The sequence below is a fragment of the Nocardiopsis sp. EMB25 genome (assembly GCF_026797795.1).
Lineage (GTDB): Bacteria > Actinomycetota > Actinomycetes > Streptosporangiales > Streptosporangiaceae > Nocardiopsis > Nocardiopsis lucentensis.
Window position 1 is genome coordinate 2,815,859 of the sequence record NZ_JAMTDN010000001.1, and the last position, 17,729, is coordinate 2,833,587.

Annotated in this window: 18 protein-coding genes; 5 read left to right on the plus strand and 13 right to left on the minus strand. The window is 72.9% G+C overall.

Annotated features, from left to right (window positions below; genetic code table 11):
* Positions 1–306: 306 nt before the first annotated feature.
* Complete coding sequence (locus KIK06_RS12060; protein WP_268643211.1) at positions 307–483, plus strand: hypothetical protein; 177 nt, start codon at positions 307–309, stop codon at positions 481–483.
* A 115-nt stretch (positions 484–598) separates the two neighbouring features.
* On the opposite strand, the gene cas6 is transcribed toward KIK06_RS12060, so the two are convergent.
* On the minus strand, positions 599–1,552 hold the full coding sequence (gene cas6 / locus KIK06_RS12065; protein WP_268643212.1) for a CRISPR system precrRNA processing endoribonuclease RAMP protein Cas6: 954 nt from the start codon (positions 1,550–1,552) through the stop codon (positions 599–601).
* Positions 1,553–1,643: 91 nt separating this feature from the next.
* Complete coding sequence (locus KIK06_RS12070; RefSeq protein WP_327084644.1) at positions 1,644–2,174, minus strand: DUF1697 domain-containing protein; 531 nt, start codon at positions 2,172–2,174, stop codon at positions 1,644–1,646.
* A gap of 142 nt (positions 2,175–2,316) precedes the next feature.
* Between KIK06_RS12070 and KIK06_RS12075 the strand changes: the two genes are divergently transcribed.
* A complete protein-coding gene (locus KIK06_RS12075) occupies positions 2,317–3,303 on the plus strand; it encodes a hypothetical protein (RefSeq protein WP_268643214.1) in 987 nt (328 codons plus the stop codon).
* Positions 3,304–3,357: 54 nt separating this feature from the next.
* Here KIK06_RS12075 and KIK06_RS12080 read toward each other — a convergent pair whose 3' ends face one another.
* Both KIK06_RS12080 and KIK06_RS12085 read right to left on the minus strand, forming a co-directional pair.
* Positions 3,358–5,154, minus strand: a complete 1,797-nt coding sequence (locus tag KIK06_RS12080) for a solute symporter family protein (protein ID WP_268643215.1) — start codon at positions 5,152–5,154, stop codon at positions 3,358–3,360.
* On the minus strand, positions 5,154–5,465 hold the full coding sequence (locus KIK06_RS12085) for a DUF485 domain-containing protein (protein ID WP_017598453.1): 312 nt from the start codon (positions 5,463–5,465) through the stop codon (positions 5,154–5,156). Before KIK06_RS12085 ends, KIK06_RS12080 begins: the two co-directional genes overlap by 1 nt.
* A 611-nt stretch (positions 5,466–6,076) precedes the next feature.
* Here KIK06_RS12085 and KIK06_RS12090 point away from each other — a divergent pair.
* Positions 6,077–6,352: a hypothetical protein gene (locus KIK06_RS12090; RefSeq protein WP_017598454.1), complete on the plus strand. Its 276-nt coding sequence runs from the start codon at positions 6,077–6,079 to the stop codon at positions 6,350–6,352.
* Positions 6,353–6,543: 191 nt separating this feature from the next.
* Here KIK06_RS12090 and KIK06_RS12095 read toward each other — a convergent pair whose 3' ends face one another.
* From KIK06_RS12095 to KIK06_RS12130, 8 genes are all read right to left on the minus strand, one after another.
* The gene (locus tag KIK06_RS12095; RefSeq protein WP_017598455.1) at positions 6,544–7,638 is read right to left on the minus strand and encodes a GNAT family N-acetyltransferase; all 1,095 of its coding nucleotides are present in this window, start codon (positions 7,636–7,638) and stop codon (positions 6,544–6,546) included.
* 198 nt (positions 7,639–7,836) lie between these two features.
* The gene (hutI, locus tag KIK06_RS12100; protein WP_268643216.1) at positions 7,837–9,042 is read right to left on the minus strand and encodes an imidazolonepropionase; all 1,206 of its coding nucleotides are present in this window, start codon (positions 9,040–9,042) and stop codon (positions 7,837–7,839) included.
* Complete coding sequence (locus tag KIK06_RS12105; RefSeq protein WP_268643217.1) at positions 9,039–10,421, minus strand: formimidoylglutamate deiminase; 1,383 nt, start codon at positions 10,419–10,421, stop codon at positions 9,039–9,041. Before KIK06_RS12105 ends, hutI begins: the two co-directional genes overlap by 4 nt.
* A complete protein-coding gene (locus KIK06_RS12110) occupies positions 10,418–11,740 on the minus strand; it encodes an allantoate amidohydrolase (RefSeq protein ID WP_268643218.1) in 1,323 nt (440 codons plus the stop codon). Before KIK06_RS12110 ends, KIK06_RS12105 begins: the two co-directional genes overlap by 4 nt.
* Before the next feature lie 2 nt (positions 11,741–11,742).
* Positions 11,743–13,419 (minus strand): urocanate hydratase, encoded by a 1,677-nt coding sequence (hutU, locus tag KIK06_RS12115; protein ID WP_268643219.1) that lies wholly within the window; start codon positions 13,417–13,419, stop codon positions 11,743–11,745.
* Between the two features lie 17 nt (positions 13,420–13,436).
* A complete protein-coding gene (gene hutH, locus KIK06_RS12120; protein WP_268643220.1) occupies positions 13,437–14,984 on the minus strand; it encodes a histidine ammonia-lyase in 1,548 nt (515 codons plus the stop codon).
* A 105-nt stretch (positions 14,985–15,089) separates the two neighbouring features.
* Positions 15,090–15,491: a type II toxin-antitoxin system VapC family toxin gene (locus KIK06_RS12125; RefSeq protein WP_268643221.1), complete on the minus strand. Its 402-nt coding sequence runs from the start codon at positions 15,489–15,491 to the stop codon at positions 15,090–15,092.
* A complete protein-coding gene (locus tag KIK06_RS12130; protein ID WP_017598462.1) occupies positions 15,488–15,748 on the minus strand; it encodes a FitA-like ribbon-helix-helix domain-containing protein in 261 nt (86 codons plus the stop codon). Before KIK06_RS12130 ends, KIK06_RS12125 begins: the two co-directional genes overlap by 4 nt.
* A 121-nt stretch (positions 15,749–15,869) precedes the next feature.
* Here KIK06_RS12130 and KIK06_RS12135 point away from each other — a divergent pair, with 121 nt between their 5' ends.
* Positions 15,870–16,634 (plus strand): IclR family transcriptional regulator, encoded by a 765-nt coding sequence (locus tag KIK06_RS12135; RefSeq protein WP_268643222.1) that lies wholly within the window; start codon positions 15,870–15,872, stop codon positions 16,632–16,634.
* Here the strand turns inward: KIK06_RS12135 and KIK06_RS12140 are convergent.
* Positions 16,626–17,306, minus strand: coding sequence for a hypothetical protein (locus tag KIK06_RS12140; RefSeq protein ID WP_017598463.1), 681 nt, complete (start codon positions 17,304–17,306; stop codon positions 16,626–16,628). The two genes, KIK06_RS12135 and KIK06_RS12140, sit on opposite strands and share 9 nt — an antisense overlap.
* Positions 17,307–17,431: 125 nt before the next feature.
* On the opposite strand from KIK06_RS12140, the gene KIK06_RS12145 reads away from it, so the two are divergent.
* Positions 17,432–17,689 carry a hypothetical protein gene (locus KIK06_RS12145; protein WP_017598464.1) on the plus strand — a complete coding sequence of 86 codons (258 nt, stop codon included), beginning with the start codon at positions 17,432–17,434 and terminating at the stop codon, positions 17,687–17,689.
* Positions 17,690–17,729 lie beyond the last annotated feature (40 nt).

A 17,729-nucleotide genomic window follows, 5' to 3' on the forward strand; every position in this document is an offset into this window, starting at 1 on the left:
GTCCGTCGGGGGGCGTGGGGAGTGGCGGGAGGGCGGTGGAGGGCGACGGGTGGGACGATCACCGGGTCGGCTCTCCTTCTGGGCGGGGGCACGGATCTGGCCCGGACGTGCGGGCGTCCTGGTGACCTCTCTCGGACGGTGTCGGCCAGGCCGCGGACGACGGTCCCTCACCGATACCAGCAACGGCGCCCGTCCGGCACCCTCACCTCCCCGGTTGGCCCGTTCCGGTCACCGGAACCGCCGCCCGGGACACAGTGTCCGAGAGAGCTGGATGCGCACCCCGCTTCCCCTCACGGAGGTCCCACCATGACCCGGCACGTACCGGAACCCGCGGTGCCCACCCGGCCCGCCACGGCCCCGGCACCGACCGTCCCGGCGCCGTTGACCGCCCAGGACCTGGTCCCCCACCTGCGGGGGCTGGCGCGGGCGCTGCGGGAAAGTCGCGCGGACCCGGCACGGCGGAACCGAGGCGGTCACATGTGAGGCACGGGAGGCGGCTCCCGCCCCCGTCCACGGGGTGGGAGCCGTCACCAAGCCCCCCGCGCGGAGGGGACCGGCCCCCGCCCGCCGTCCTCGGGCGGGAACCGGCGCTTCGGGATCAGTCGAAGAGCGTCCCGCTGAACTCCTCGGTCACGACCCGGGGGCGGGTGTCTCCCACCCGCGGGGGTGTCCGCCGCCCGGCCCGCCCCTCGGCACGGCGCGAACCCTGGACGGGTACTCGGGCGGCCGTCCCCACGCTGGTCACCGTGTCCACGTGGACCGCACCGAAACCCTGGGCGGTGTACTTTCCCACCCCCGTCAGCTCGACGAGCTCCAGGAGCGCGGCGAAGGCGTCCGCGTGGCGGCGCTCACCGCCGACCAGGTCCAGGCGCAGTCCGCCCTCCCACCCCAGAACGGTGCGGTTGTCGGCGTGGTGGTGCTCGGCCAGGCGCACGTCCTCCCCGGGAAGGGGAAGGCGCCGGACCCGGGCCAGCCCGCCGAACACGAGGTCCAGCCACGGTTCGGCCAGCACGGTGGGGGCGAAGCGGGCGACGGCGCCCACCGCCCCGCTCCCTCCGACGATCCCCCCTCCGGACCGGTGCACCGCGCCGAAGAGGCGCCGGGGGTTGGGCCACACGTGCGGGATGCGCTCGCCCGTGGCGTCGCGCGTGGTCATGACGACGGGAGTCCGGCTGCGGACCGCCGCCGAGCGCACGGAGGACGGCCCGCGTGCGGCGGTGAGCATCCGGGAGTAGGAGACGTCGAAGGTGCGGGTCACCGACAGCGGTTCCAGCAGGTGGTCACCGATGCGCTGCGGCTGGCCGACCAACTCCTCAGGGTCGACCGGGGGCGGGACCGCGTCGTCCAACCAGGTGAGCGTCCAGTGGTGCAGCCGGTCGCCGAGCGGAGCCGGCCACCCGTTCATCGACCAGCGTTTGGCGGCGGTGTGCTCCTCGGGGGGCTGCGGCCACCAGTGGTTGAGCAGTCCGTGGCAGTCCTCGGGCCGGATCGGCCGCGCGGTGTCCGCCAGGTCACGCAGGATCACGGTCCAGCGTCTCGGCACGGGCGCCACCCCTTCTCACGTGGTCGTGACGGCGACGGGTCCGCGCCGTCCTCGGTTCACCGAGGACATCTCTCGGACAGTCGGCGGGGGTGGGGCCCGGTCAGCCCTTCGCCATCTCCACCAGACGGAGCACGGTACGCCAGTTGCGGCCCGTGAGGAAACCGTCGGCGTGCCGGGCGACGATGTCGGGCACCTTGGCGTGGCGGACACCCCGTCGGTGGTCGGTGTAGGCCTCGGTCGCGGTCACGGCCAGGCGTTCCTCGGGCAGGTCCGACAGGTCGAGCGCGCGCAGACCGGCCACGTCCAGGCTGCCGGAGCAGAACAGGACCAGGAACCGGGCGGGGTCGGGGACGTCCAGGGGGTTGGCGGCCACGGCGGCGCGCAGCCGGTCGGCCGTGCGCACGACCGTCGGGACGTCCATACCCGTCTCGCGGTGGATCGCGTCACGGATCCGCTCGGCGACGTGTGCGGGGTCCTCGTCCGGCGCGGACAGGACCACGTTGCCGCTCTGGAGGTGGGTGGCGACGTCGGTGTACCCGAGGTCGGCGGCCAGTGCCCGTAGGTCGGCCATGGCGATGCGGCGGTGGGCGCCCAGGTTGATTCCGCGCAGCAGCGCGACGTACCTCGTCATGTACGCCATTCTCACGCGACCGAGACAGTTCGCACAAGTTTTCGATTTTGACCGTGTCGACGCGGTGTGCGCGTACCCTGGTCCCCGTCAACGCACGGACCGCCCCGGGCGCCCCCGCGTCCGACCGCCCTTCGGAGATGCCTTGTCTCGTCTGAGCCACGTCCTCGACCTCGCCCCCGTGGACAGGGAGGTGGTCACGCGGTCGGTCGCCGCCGCGCACGAGGTCGTCCGATCGTGCCGGTTCGACGGTCGGGGATGGCTGCGCACGCCCGACGCTCCCACCCGCGAGCGGCTGGCCCGGCGCGCCGAGGAGCTGGGGCTCGTCGATCGCGAAGGGGGCGAACGGCGGGAGCGGGCCCGGACCGCGCAACACACGGGCGAGGAAATCGACGGCGCTGCGGAACGCGTGACCACCACCGCGCTCCAGCTGCAGTCCGGACGGCACCTGGCGCCCCGCAGCCACTACCTGGTCGCCGAACTCACCCCCGACGGCGTCCCGCTGGAGCCGAGCTACGAGGAGCAGGGGTGGAGCAGCACGGGGCTGACCGTCACCGCGTGGGACGAGGCGGACACCTGCGCCCTGGAGTACGCCATGCCCGACGGCGTCGGCACGGGCGAGCCCCCGGTGACGTCGGGGACGGTGAGCCACGACGCGTCGGGCGTCCTGACCGCGACGATGCGGATCCGGCTGCCCGGACGCTTCCCCCGCTGGCGCACGGCCAGCGGAACGCTCACCGTCGACACCGGCGCCTGGTACGCGGCGCTGGACGGCGCCGCCGCCGGGCCCCCCGTCCGGCTGTCGGCGACCCACGCGCTGGCGAACGTCGAGGCCTGGCTCTCCCCCACCATCCGCGACGACGGCCGGTGGGAGGTGTCGGCGGTGCTGGACGTCCGGGGCCGGGGCCTGATCGCCCGACCGCTGGTGGCACTGGTGGTCTGGGCGGTGCGCGGGTCCTTCCGCAGGGAGGCCCGGCGCGAGCGGCGGGGCCACACCACCGAGGTCGTGAGCCCGCGTGAGCGACTGGACCGGTTCAGGGACTCCTGGGACCGCGCCGCGAGCACGGCGGGGCGCCTGCCCGACTACTTGCGCGACGTGGCCCAGGCGATGGCCGAGGCCCCCGGTGACTGACCGCGCGGCCACGTCGGCGGGCGCGGGCGGCACGCGACGACCGCCCACGCCCCCTCAGGGGGAGGACTCGGTGCCCCACCCGGTGAGCGAACGGACCCGCAGCTCGGTGTAGCGGGAGGTGTCGCGCTCGTCCGAGAGCAGACTGCCGACCACCGCGCACAGGAACCCGACCGGCACGGCGAACAGGGCGGGGTTCTCCATCGGGATGAGCTGGATGTCGATCCACGCGGGCAGCACCGACAGGTTCTCCCCGGTCACCGGGTGCGTCTTGCCCGACATCACCGGGGAGAACAGCATCAGCACCAGCGTGCAGGACAGTCCGCCGTAGATACCCCACTCCACGCCGCGGGTGTTGAACCGCCGCCAGAACAGGGTGAGCACGATGACGGGCAGGTTGGCGGCGGCCGCGATGGCGAACGCCAGCCCCACCAGGAAGGCCACGTTGAGCTCCTGGGCCCGGATGGCCAGCACGATGGCCGTCCCGCCGACCGCGCACGCCGCGAAGCGCGCCACCCCCATCTCCTGCGACTCGCGCGGCCGCCCCCACATGAGGATGTGTCCGAACAGGTCGTGGGCGATGGAGGACGACGAGGCCAGGGTGAGACTGGCGATCACGGCCAGGATCGTGGCCAACGCCACGGCTGAGATCAACGCGAGCAGCACGGCCGCGCCCACCGGCCCGGCGACCAAGCGGCCCAGCTCCTCGGCGAGCATCGGGACCGCGCTGTTGCCCGAGGGGTCCAGACCCAGAATGCGGTCGGAGCCCACCAGCGCGGCGGCGCCGAAGCCCAGCGCGAGGGTCATGAGGTAGAACGCCCCCACCATGACGATGGCCCGGTTGACCGACGTGCGCGCCGCACGCCCGTCCGGCACCGTGTAGAAGCGGATGAGGATGTGCGGCAGCGCGACCGTGCCCAGGACCAAGGCCAGGCCGAGGCTGATGAGGTCGAGCTTGTTGAACATCGTGCGCGCGGGATCGCCGGGCACCTCCACCCCCAGGCGCAGCCCCGGTTCGAGGAAGGCACGGCCGTGTCCGCTGGCCTGGGCCGCCTCCGTCAGCAGCGCGCGGGGGTCGAAGGAGAACTGGGCCAGGACCAGGACGGTGAGCAGTCCGGTGGCGCCCAGCAGCACGACCGCCTTGATGATCTGCAGCCAGGTCGCGGCCTTCATCCCGCCGTACATGACGTAGACGATCATCAGGACGCCCACGAGCACGATCACGCCCGAACGCGCCTGACCCGCGCTCAGCCCGAGGAAGGTGCCTCCCTCGTGCAGGCCGAGCAGGACCGCCACCAGCGCCCCCGCCCCGACCATCTGCGCGACCAGGTAGAACACGCACACGGTGACGGTGGAGACGGTGCAGGCGAGCCGTACCCGCATCCGACGCATGCGGAAGGCGGGCAGGTCGGCCATGGTGAAGCGGCCGGTGTTACGCATCAGCTGCGCCATGGGCAGCACGAGCAGCCAGGCCACCAGGAAGCCGATGGAGTACAGGAAACCGTCGTAGCCCTGGAGGGCGATCATCCCGGCGATACCGAGGAACGAGGCGGCCGAGAGGTAGTCACCGGTCAACGCCAGACCGTTCTGGGTGCTGGAAAAACCGCGCCCCCCGGCGTAGTAGTCGACCGCCCCGCGCGTGGTCCGGCGGGCCCGAACGGTCACGGCCAACGTGACGAGGACGAACACGGCGCACAGGGCGAGCGTCCAGCCGTGCGCGGCGCCGAACCGGCCGCCGAGGACACCGGCGAGGTCGAACGACCCGACGGCGTGGTCGAGGGTCGCGCGGGCGATGCCGTCCCCCGCGGCGGCACCGCCCGCGGCCCCGGGCGTGAGATCGGACAAGGTGATCATCAGCGGATCACCCGCCCGGACATGCACTCCTCCTCGCGCGCCCGGTCACGGATCCGCTCGGCGAGCGGATCGATCGCGCGCGCCGAGAAACGACCGAAGGCCCAGGCGAGCGCGAACGCCAGCAGGAACTGGCCGATTCCCATCAGCAGGGCGACGTTGATCGGTTCGATGACCGTCATGCTCATGAATTCCCGGGCATAGGCCGAGAGCAGGAGATAAGCCAGGTAACTGATGAGGAATCCGGATACCAGGACAGCGGACTGGAGCGCGAACCTCCTTCGCAGCTTCACGAAACTCGGGTCCACCGACATACGCTCGCACGCGCGCACCACGTCAGCCCTCTCACGCCGTCGCGCCGCCGCCGACCTGGGACCCCGTGGGCGAAAGGGCTCCCTCCGCCCGTCGACACGCCTTCCGTACGCGCCCTCCATATACTCGACCACGGTCCTCCCCCTGCGTTTCTCCTACGGATTCCGCTCCCCCACGGCATCCGCCGATGACCGGTGCGCGCCACGCGGGCCCGCGTCCGGTTCCTTCGCGGCCACCGCGTACGCGCGGACGTGCTTCGCGAAGTGGGAAATACGATAGCCAGGAGAACGGGGCCGTGTTCGCCAAACTCACAAATCGGTTGACGCGACTGACGCACACCGATCACGCGAACCGGACGAAGAAGTGCGAAATCCAACAAGTGGCGCCAAACCACGACCGGGCGTCCGCACACCGCCCTCCCGGCGCCGACACCCGCCGCCCTTCCAGCGCGGACGCGTCGTGTGCGGGCGCGGGCAGCACCCGGTCTTCGCTAGGCTTCGGGGCGACCCCGAACCCATCACGGAATCCGACATACCTCGGTTTTCCGTGTTCGTACACGTGTATGATTACGGGGTCCGCACTATTCACGCGATACCGAAGGGAAATCCCCGCCGTGGTCACCGAGGTCTTCACGCGCAAGTACTGCGATCCCCACGCCGTCCGCGAGGAGAAGGTCGAGGCGACTGAGGTCATCCAGTTCGCCTGGGAAGGCGCCGTCCGCGAGGTCGACGCCTGCGACGAGTGCGCCAAGGAGCACGAGTCCCGTTACGAGCCCCTCGTCGACTACTCGCGCCCGGTGAAGAAGCGCCGTGCCCCCAAGAAGGCACCTGCCCCGGCCCCCGCCGACAACGGTGACGCCGCCGCGGACAGCGGATCTGAGCAGGACTAAGGCCCTCCCGTCGCCCGCCACCGCCCGAGGGACCGCTTCGCGGCGGGGCGGGCACCCTCAACCGACGCCTGCGGCGCAACACCCACCTCCCGTCGCCCGCCACCGCCCGAGGGACCGCTTCGCGGCGGGGCGGGCGAAGCGGGGATCGGAGACACCCCCAGTGGTCACCGACCCCCGCGTTGTGTCACGGGTCAGCCCTGGCCCATCAACCGCGCCACCTGACCACCGCGACGCGCATCGCCGCCCACGCCCGCCTGCACCGCCTCGGCGACCGGCAGGCGGGCGTGCACGTAGGTACCACCCTGGGCCTGGACCGACGCGCCCATCCGGCGCATGATCCGCAGCATGCCCGTGTTGGCCAGACTCGTCTCCGCCCGCACCTCGGCCAGCCCCCAGTCGGCGGCCACGACCGTCAGCGCCCGCGCCACGGCCGTACCGACACCGCGGCCCTGCCACGCGTCCTCGACCAGGAAGGCGATCTCGCCCACGCCTGGATCCAGTGTGTACATCAGATGCCCCAGCGCCACGGGCGCCTCCTCCCCACGCGGCCGCACGGCCAGGGTCAGCCCGCGCTCGGGATCGCAGAACACCCGCAGCATGTGCGGACTCAGCTCACTCATCCCCGTGAAGTACCGGTTGCGTACCGTCTCCTCCGAGCAGCGACGGTGCAGATCGCTCAAGGCGGGCGCGTCACTGTCACGCACCTGTCTCAGGGACAGCACCGCTCCCTCCCCGGTACGCACGACCCGGTCGGTGGGGACCGGCCCCGTCGAGGGCATCACCGAACGCACCAGGGCGTCCGCCCTGCTGGACTCGGTCCAGGTGAACGGGTGCGAGGCACGGCGCACCAGCACCCCGCGCAGCGGACCGACGGGGACCAGCATGGCCCCTCCCTCGTCCGCGTCGCCGGCCTCCTCGATCCGGGTGAGGTTGGTCCAACACGCGTCGTCGGCCAGCAGGAGCTCCGCCAACGCCTCCGGCAGCCGGTTGGGGTGCGCGCGCAACCGCGCGGTCAGCAGCAGCGCCCGGGTGACGTCGTCCCCGACCTCGCGCCTGTGGGCGGGGACGGCCGTCACCGTGCCGGAGGGACTCAGCCGAGCGACCTCGCGGACGGCCCGGGCGTGGTTTCCGGGCACGTCCACGACGAACTCGTCGACCACGCCCGCCACATCGGTGTGCAGGGACAGGTCGACGATGTTGCCCCCGTGCCGTGCGAGAGCCCCGACGACCGCGGCGAGCCCTCCGGGCCGGTCTTCGACCGCCGTCCTAATCCGCCACAGGCCCACAGTGTCCCCCTCGGATGAAGGTGCTCCCGTCGCCGCGGTACGGCGCTGGACCGCGACGACGGGACGCGCACCGACGTGGTTCCACGGTCGGGGACCCACGTTTCGCGGACGTTAGGCGTCCGTTGAGTTCCGGCGGAGGTTTGCTGGACGCGCGTGATACGGCGTAACCGGGCGGGCCCGGGGCCGGCTCGGGCCCGGTCAGGGACGTCCCGAGACGAGCTCACCGTCCTTCCACACCGCCGCCACCAGCGGAACTCCCGGCCGGTAGGCCAGGTACAGGTGGTTGGGCGCCTCCAGGAGCGTGAGGTCCGCGCGTGCGCCCGGCGCCAGGTGGCCCACATCCGTACGGCGCAGCGCACGGGCGCCACCCGCCGTCGCCGCCCATACCGCCTCATCCGGTGTCATGCCCATGTCGCGGACGGCGACGGCCACGCAGAAGGCGAGGCTGGAGGTGAAGCACGATCCGGGGTTGCAGTCACTGGCCAGGGCGACCAGCGCACCGGCGTCGATGAGCGCCCGCGCGTCCGGGTAGGGCTGACGGGTCGAGAAGTCCACCCCCGGCAGCAGCGTCGCCACGGTCGGGTCGGGCCGCCCGGCCGCCTGCGCGAGGGCGTCGACGTCCTCCGCGGTGAGGTGGGTGCAGTGGTCGACGGAGGCGGCGCGCGTCTCCACCGCCAGCCGCACCCCCGGCCCCTCACCGAGCTGGTTGCCGTGCACCCGGGGCAGCAGACCGCGGGCGACGCCCGCGGCGAGCACCCGCCGTGAGGCCTCCTCGTCGAAGGCTCCGCGCTCGCAGAACACGTCCACCCACCGCGCGTGCGGCGCACACGCCTCCAGCATCGGCCCGGTCACGAGGTCGACGTAGCCCTGCGGGTCGTCGGCGTACTCCGGCGCGACCACGTGGGCGCCGAGGAAGGTGACCTCGTCCGTGACCCGCCCGGCCACCGCCAGGCTGCGCTCCTCGTCCGCGACCGTGAGCCCGTACCCGGACTTGACCTCCAGGGTGGTGGTGCCCTGCGCGCGGGCCTCACGCACCAGGCGGCGGGCCCCCGCCAGGAGTTCGGCGTCGCTGGCGTCCCGGGTGGCGGCGACGGTCGTGCGGATACCGCCCGCCGAGTAGGGCCGGCCGCTCATCCGGGCGGCGAACTCACGGCTGCGGTCGCCCGCGAACACGATGTGGGAGTGGCTGTCGACGAAGCCGGGCAGGACACAGCGCCCGGCGGCGTCGACCCGGACGTCGGCGTCCGGGGCCTGGGCACGCGGCCCGGCCCAGGCCACACGCCCGTCCTCGATCACCAGCGCGGCGTCGGCGATCTCACCCACCGACCCGCGTCCCAGACCGGGGTCGTTGGTGACCAGTGTGGCGATGTCGTCGACGAGGACCGCGCGGGGCGTGTCGGTCATGAGTGCAGCTCCTTGATCACCGTGTCGAGGTCGTGTGCGGTGTCGGACAGGCGCGTGTGGACGCCGCCGCGGACGGTCCACCGACCGTCGGCCATCACATGGCGCACGTCGGCGGCGGTCGCGGCGAAGACCACCGCGTCCGTGGCGCGGGCGGGGTCGGCCCCGGCGAGCCGGACCCCCTCCAAGGGGACGTTGACCAGGTCCGCCCTGGCCCCGGCGCGCAGCTCCCCCGCGTCGGCGTCCCCGTCCTCGGCGGCCCAGCCCAGCGAGCGGTGACCGTGCGCGGTGGCCGCGCGCAGCAGCGCGCCGCTGCCCAGGGTGCCGCGCCGGTGCGTGCGCAACCGCTCGTGGAGTTCGACCCCGCGCGCCTCGGCGAACAGGTCCGACTGCGCGTGCTGGTCGGTGCCCAGACTCAGCGGCGCCGGCACGAGGTCGCCCGTGCGGGGCAGGCCGTCGGCCAGGTCCCGTTCGGTCGTCGGGCACAGGCACACGGTCGCCCCGAAGTCGCGGACCGCGGCCACGTCCCCGTCCGTCAGGTGGGTGGCGTGCACCAGGGTGGTGCGTTCGGTCAGGGCGCCGGCGTCGGCGAGCACCCGGGTGGGTGTGCGATCGTAGGCGGCCAGGCAGGCGGCGTTCTCCGCGGGTTGCTCGGACACGTGGACATGCAGGGGAGCCCGGCGCTCGTCGGCGAACGCGGCCACCCCGGGCAGGTCCTCGGCCGGGACCGCCCGCACCGAGTGGGCCGCCGCGCCGACCCGGACGTGGCCGCCCTCCGGGGCGAAGGCGGCCACGCGCTCAGCCCACCCGGCCACGTCCGCGTCGCCGAACCTCAGCTGCGGACCGGTGAGCGGCAGGTGCGAGCCGTGTTCGTTCAGCCCCCCGGACAGATAGCACACGTCGAGCAGGGTGAGGCGCACCCCGGCCTGCGCCGCCGCCTCGACCAGGGCATGTCCCATCGCGTTGGGGTCGGCGTAGCGCGCACCGCCCGGGGCGTGGTGCAGGTAGTGGAACTCGCCCACGCACGTGACACCGGCCAGCGCCATCTCCGCGTAGGCCGCCCGGGCCAGGCGCAGGTAGGCGTCCGGATCCAGGCGCTCGGCGACCCGGTACATGACCTCCCGCCAGGTCCAGAAGGAACCGCCGCCCGCGTGCGTACGGCCGCGCAGGGCCCGGTGGAAGGCGTGCGAGTGGGCGTTGGCCAGACCAGGCAGGGTCAGGCCGGTCAGGACCTCGGCGTCCCCGGCCGGGTCGGCGTCCGCTGACACCGAGGTGAACCGCCCGCCGGCCACCTCCAGCAGCACGCCGCTGACGGGGGCGTCGCCGCCCAGCCAGGCCCACTCGCACCAGTACCGCCGCACGTCGGTCTCACGTCCGGTCACGACGCGGCCTCCCCCACCGGTCGGGCGAGCAGGTCCTGGAGCACATCGGCCAGGGCGAGCACCCCGGCATGGCAGTCGTCGGGACGGGCCCACTCCTGCGGCGAGTGCGACACCCCCGTGGGGTTGCGCACGTACAGCATGGCGGTGGGCACGTGGGCGGCGAGCACACCGGCGTCGTGCCCGGCGCCGGTGGGAAGAATCGGCACGCCAGTGGCCGTTGAGGGTGGAAACCCGCCACCCCGCGAAGCGCCTTCGGGCGATGGTGGACGACCGGTGGGAAGCACGGGCCCCCGGGCATCGGGGGCCCGGGTGCCGACGACGGCGGCCAGGCGGTCGCGCAGTCCGTGCGTGAACGACACCAGCGGGGTGAGCGACTCAGCCGTCATCGCGACCCCGACACCGTGCTCGCGCGCGGCGGCCTCGGCCTGGGCGCGCACGCCCTCGACCACGGCCATGAGCGTGTCCTCGGAGTCGGCTCGGGCGTCCAACCAGGCGTTGACCAGGGACGGAATAGCGTTGGTGCCGTTCGGGACGATCACCGACCTGGCCACCGTGGCACGGGCGTCATGCTCCTCGGCCAACGCGCGGGCGGCCAGGACGGTGTGCGCGAAGGGGAGCATGGGATCGTTGCGGTCGGCCAGGCGCGTGGTCCCCGCGTGGTCCGCGCGGCCGGTGAAATCCATCCGCCACCGGCCGTGCGGCCAGATCGCGCTGGCCACGCCCACCGGGTGGACGGTGTCCTCCAGGGCGCGTCCCTGCTCCACGTGCAGCTCGACGAACACGTCCAGCAGCGCGAGGGTGTCCGGGTCGGGGCCCATCAGGTCCGGGTCGTGCCCGGCCCCCTCCATCGCCTCCGCCCAGGTGACACCGTCGGCGTCGGTCAGCCCCCGCGCCCGTTCGGGGGAGATCTCCCCCGCGGTCAGGCGGCTGCCCAGACAGGGCACCCCGAAGCGGCCGCCCTCCTCCTCCACGAACACCGCGAGCACGAGCGGACGGGCGGGCCGCACACCGCGGGCGCGCAGCTCGTCGACGGCGGCCAGGGCGCTGGCCACGCCGAGCGGCCCGTCGAAGGCCCCGCCGTCCGGCACCGAGTCCAGGTGGGATCCGGTGGCCACGGCGCCGGGGCCGGGCGCGCCCCACCAGGCCCACAGGTTGCCGTTGCGGTCGGTGCGCACGTCGAGTCCGCGCGCGGCCGCCTCCCCGGTGAACCAGGCGCGGGCGTCGGTGTCGGCGCCCGCCCAGGTGTACCGGTGGTAGCCGCCGCTGTCGGCATCGCGCCCGACCGGGGCCAGGTCGGCCCACATACGGTCGAACGACACGGCTACTCCCCCTCCGCCATGGGGACGCGGATGCCGTGCTCGGCGGCCACGCGGGCCGCGTCCTCGTACCCTGCGTCCACGTGCCGGATCACACCCATGGCGGGGTCGTTGGTCAACACGCGGTCGAGCTTGGCGGCGGCCAGCTCGGTCCCGTCGGCGACGCTGACCTGCCCCGCGTGCAGGGAGCGGCCCATACCCACGCCCCCGCCGTGGTGGATGGACACCCACGACGCTCCGGAGGAGGTGTTGACCAGGGCGTTGAGCAGCGGCCAGTCAGCGATGGCGTCGGAGCCGTCCTTCATCCCCTCGGTCTCTCGGTAGGGGGAGGCCACCGAACCGGTGTCCAGGTGGTCGCGGCCGATCGCCAGCGGCGCCGAGATCTCACCGGAGGCGACGAGCTCGTTGAAGCGCGCTCCGGCGGCGGCCCGCTCGCCCTGGCCCAGCCAGCAGATCCGCGCGGGCAGACCCTGGAAGGCCACGCGCTCCCCGGCCATGCGGATCCACCGGGCCAGATGGTCGTTGTCGGGGAACAGGTCGAGGATCGCCTGGTCGGTGCGGGCGATGTCGGCGGGGTCACCGGACAGGGCCGCCCACCGGAACGGGCCCTTGCCCTCGCAAAAGAGCGGACGGATGTAGGCGGGGACGAACCCGGGAAAGTCGAAGGCGCGGGTGAACCCGCCCTCGCGGGCCTCGTCGCGGATGGAGTTGCCGTAGTCGAACACCTCGGCGCCCGCGTCCTTGAAACCGACCATGGCCTCCACGTGCGCGGCCATCGACTCGCGGGCTCGGACGGTGAACTCCTCGGGCTTGGCGGCGGCCAGGTCGCGCCAGTCCTCGAAGGCCACACCGACCGGCAGGTAGGCCAGCGGGTCGTGCGCGGAGGTCTGGTCGGTGACCACGTCGATCGGGGCGCCGCGCCCCAGGAGCTCGGGCAGGACCTCGGCGGCGTTGCCGAGCACGCCGATCGACAGGGCGCGGCGCTCGTCGCGGGCCCGCGTGGCCAGTTCGAGGGCGTGGTCCAGGCTGTCGGCGCGCACGTCCAGGTAGCGGTGCTCGATCCGGCGGTCGATGCGGCTGGAGTCGCACTCGACCACGATCGCCACGCCGCCGTTCATGGTCACGGCCAGCGGCTGGGCTCCGCCCATCCCGCCGAGGCCGGCGGTGAGGGTGATGGTCCCGGCCAGGGAACCTCCACTGTGCTCGCCTGAACCGCTCAGCTTGGCGGCGACCGCGGCGAAGGTCTCGTAGGTGCCCTGGAGGATGCCCTGGGTGCCGATGTAGATCCACGAACCGGCGGTCATCTGCCCGTACATGGTCAGGCCCTGGGCCTCCAGGCGGCGAAACTCCGGCCAGTTCGCCCAGTCGCCGACCAGGTTGCTGTTGGCGATGAGGACGCGGGGCGCCCACTCATGGGTGCGCATGACGCCGACGGGGCGGCCGGACTGCACGAGCAGGGTCTCGTCACCCTCCAGGTCGCGCAGGGAGGCGGTGATCCGGTCGAAGCTGCGCCAGTCGCGCGCGGCCTTGCCGGTGCCGCCGTAGACCACCAGGTCCTCGGGGTGCTCGGCCACCTGGGGGTCGAGGTTGTTGTGGAACATGCGCAGGGCGGCCTCCTGTTGCCAGCCCTTGGCGGACAGGACGGTGCCGCGTGCGGCGCGGACGGTACGCGGGGTGCTCATGAGGGCTCCTCGGGATCTCAGGCGAGCGCGGTGACGGATTCGGCGGCCGCGACGACGGCGCCGTCGGCGACCAGAGCGGCGACGGCGGCGATCTCGGGCGCCAGGTGGCGGTCGGGGCCGGGCCCGGACACGTGCTCGCGGACAACGCGCAGGACGGCGCCGGTGGCGGGTCCGGGCTCCAGCGGCGAGCGCAGGTCCAGTGCGCGGGCGGCGGTGAGTAGCTCGACGGCGAGCACACTGGTCAGACCGTCCACGGCGCGGCGGAGCTTGCGCGCGGCCGACCACCCCATGGACACGTGGTCCTCCTGCATCGCGGAGCTGGGGATGGAGTCGACGCTGGCGGGCGCGGCCAGGCGCTTGAGTTCGGAGACGATGGCGGCCTGGGTGTACTGGGCGATCATGTGCCCGGAGTCGACGCCGGGGTCGTCGGCGAGGAAGGCGGGCAACCCGTGGGAGCGGGCGACGTCGAGCATGCGGTCGGTGCGCCGCTCGGCGATGGAGGCGGTGTCGGCGACCGCGATGGCCAGGAAGTCGAGCACGTAGGCCACGGGCGCGCCGTGGAAGTTGCCGTTGGACTCCACGCGGCCGTCGTCGAGGACGACCGGGTTGTCGATGACGCTGTCGAGCTCGCGTCCGGCGACCAGGAGCGCGTGGTCGAGGGTGTCGCGGGCGGCACCGGCCACCTGGGGGGCGCAGCGCAGGGAGTAGGCGTCCTGGACCCGGTTGCACTCGGGGCCGCGGTGGGAGGCGACGATCGGCGAGTCGGCGAGCATGGCGCGGATGTTGGCGGCCGAGGCGGCCTGACCGGGGTGGGGACGCAGGCGCTGGAGCTCCTCGGTGAACACGCGGTCGGTACCCAGCAGCGCCTCGACGCTCATCGCCGCCGTGATGTCGGCGACCTTGAGCAGCCGAGCGAGGTCCTGGCAGGCCAGGACGAGCATGCCGAGCATGCCGTCGGTGCCGTTGATCAGGGCCAGGCCCTCCTTGGCGCCGAGCTCCACGGGGCGCAGGCCGACCTCGTTCAGGGCGGCGTGGGCGGACGTGCGCTCACCGGAGGCGTCACGGACCTCGCCCTCCCCCATGAGGGCGAGCGCCACGTGGGACAGCGGCGCCAGATCGCCCGAGCAGCCCAGGCTGCCGTACTCGTGGACGACGGGGGTGATCCCGGCGTTGAGCATCGCGGCCAGGGTCTCCACCGTGGCGACCTCCACCCCGGTGTTGCCCGAGGCCAGGGTGCGCAACCGCAGCAGCATGAGCGCCCGGACGACCTCACGCTCGACCTCGGGGCCGGTCCCGGCGGCGTGGGATCGGATGAGGGAGCGCTGAAGGCGGGCGCGCAGGTCGGGAGCGATGTGACGGGTGGCCAGGGCGCCGAACCCCGTACTGACCCCGTAGGCGGGGACCTCGCCGCGGGCGAGCGACTCGACCCGCTCCCTGCCGTGTCGGACGGCCTTGCGGGTGTCCTCGGGGATGGTGACGCGGGCGCCCTCGCGCGCGACGGCCAGGACCTGGGCCGGGGTGAGCGGGGCTCCGCCGACGGTGACGGTGGGAACTGCTGTGGTCATGCCCCCATTGCACCGCTGGTGGGCCTCCTGATGAAGGGGTGACCCGCGGGTTGTGTCTGGTATTTCAGACGACCCGACGGGGAACCCGCTCGCCCCACCCTCTCCCTACCGGATCACGCGCACCTCGCACCGCAGCCCCGGCGCGGCGGCGAGGCGAGCGTCTCCCGTCACCAGGGCGCAGTCCAGTGCCTCGGCCACCGCGACGTAGGCGGCGTCATAGGGCGTCAGGTTGGACCGCAGCGCCCAGATCCTGTCGGCCACACCCCCAACCGCATCCACATGCGCGATCGCCTGTAGGCCGTAGAGCTTGCGCGCGGCCTCCGCCTCACCGATGGACACCTTCTTGCCGAGCACGAGCCCGCGCAGCGCGCTGAGGAACTCGACGGGCTGATGGCCGGGGGCGTACCACTCACTGTCGGCCCCCAGCACACGACGCGCCGCACTGTTGGACCGCCCCGGCGCCCCCAGATAGAGGTCGATCAGGACAGACGTGTCAACGACGATCACGCGGCACCGCTCTTCCCTTCGCCGTCCGGCGACTCGTCACCACGAGCGGCCCGAACGGCCGCGACGATCTCGTCCATGGTCAGGTTGGCCCCCGGCAGAGGCGTCTGTTCGACGACCTCCCGGTTGCGGGCGAAGCGTGCTTCGCGCTCCAACACGGCGAGCACGTACGCCTGGAGCGACTGCCCCGACCGCTTGGCCTCCGCGACCAGGATCTCTCTGACCTCATCCGGAACGTCTTTGACCTGAATAGCTCCCATGGCGCCACTGTAGCTTAATTAGAGTCAATATTGGCTCTAATTAGATCCCATTTAAGCGCCAGAACAGCGCCTCGATGCGCATTCTCCTCCTCGCCCGTGACCACCGTGGAACAATCGGGGCATGAGTCTCGTACCGGCGGCCACCCGTGCTCTACGGCTGCTGCGCTACCTCGCCTCGCGGCCCGGCCCCGTGTCGGCCTCGACCGCCGCCGCCGAGCTCGACCTGCCCCGCTCCAGCGTCTACCAACTGCTGGAGGCCATGGCCGAGGAAGGGTTCGTCACCCACCTGCCCGAGGAGCGCCGCTGGGGGCTGGGCGTGGCCGCGTTCGAGATCGGCTCGGCCTACCTGCGCCACGACGGACTCGAACGGCTGACCCGACCGCTGCTGCACCAGCTGACCGAGGCCACCGGAGCCACCACCCACCTGGGCATCCTGCACGGCGCCGACACCCTGTACCTGCTCAAGGAACAGCCCCCGCACGCGCCCACACTCATCACCGGTGTCGGCGTGCGCCTGCCCGCGCACCTGACCGCCTCGGGCCGGGCCATGCTCGCCCTGCTCCCCCGCGCCCAGGTGCGTGCCCTGTACCCCGACGCGGCGGCCTTCACCGATCGCACGGGACGCGGCCCCGCCACCCCGTCCGAACTGCGCCGCGTCCTGGCGGAGGAGTTCAGGCAGGGGTGGTCCATGGAGGACGGACAAGTCACCGAGGGGTTCGTGTCCGTGGCGGCGGCCGCCACCGACCACAACGGACGCCCCGCGGCCGCGATCAGCCTGACCGTGCCCAGTGCCCGCCCGGTCACCCCTCAGGCGCTCGCCGCGCGGGTACGCGACGCGGCGGCCGACCTCACCCGGCGGCTGGACGGGCGTCGCGCCTCACCGTAGCGGTTCGCTGCGCTCGACGACCGACGGCAGCGGCGCCGTGCGCTCGACCATGCGCAGGATCCGCTCCTTGACGTCCTCGGGGACCTGGACGTAGAACTGCGTCGCCGCGTCGGCCTCCTCCAGTGCCAGGCTCTCGGCGGTCTCCGCCCAGCTGGGCAGTTCGGGGTCGGTGCGGTGGGTGTCGAGGACGAACTCGATGAAGTAGGTCAGCCTGCGGCCTCCCACGTGCACCTCGCGGATCCGCCGGATCTCCGGCCAGGCGATGAACGTCCCCTCCCCCGGAAACCACCACTTGCGTTCCTGCAGAACGGTCACCCCGTCGCTGTCGGCGCTGATGCCCTGACGAGTGATGCGCTGCGGCAACCCCCGCACGACGACGACGTTGCTGCCGGGGCCGACGAAGGCCATCACCACGGCGGCCGTACTCCACAGGACGACGGAACCGATCGGCGGATCCCCCGACACCAGGGTCCACACGAGCGAGCCGACCACGACGAGGAACCCCAGGGTCAGGACCGCGGAGAAGTACGCCACCGTCATCCACATCCGGGCGTTGGGCCCGCGCAGACTGACATAGCGCCGCAGGTGTGACACCCCGGAGGGCTGCTGGGTCAGGTCCGAGGGCACACCCAGGGCCGGGTCGGAGGCGTCGGGAGGTTCGGGGGAAGCCATACCCCCATTCTCCCAACTCTCCGGGGTGGCCGGTGCGCCGGGACAGCCCACACCACAGGCGCTCGCGGGCGGGAATCCGCGTGAAGCCCGGGCGTCGGTACCGCGCTCGGTCTAGGGTTCGCTCCATGAGACGCAACGCACGCGAGTACGACACCGAACTGCGGGCCAACGGTCGGATCATCTCCCTGGACGGAGTGGCCTACCAGGGCCGGACCGTCCTGCGGGAGGGACCCGAGCAGTTCGCACCGCTGGAGCGCTGGGCCAAGGGGGTCGCCGAGATCCTGGGCGAACCGGTGACCTGGCGCGCCCTGGACCGTGGGGAACTGGCCGCACGGGGCACGGTGCAGCCCGGGCCGGGAGCTCAGAACCTGCGCGCGCTCTGAGCACCGCACTTGGCGCACTGGAACTTGCGGTCATCACCGA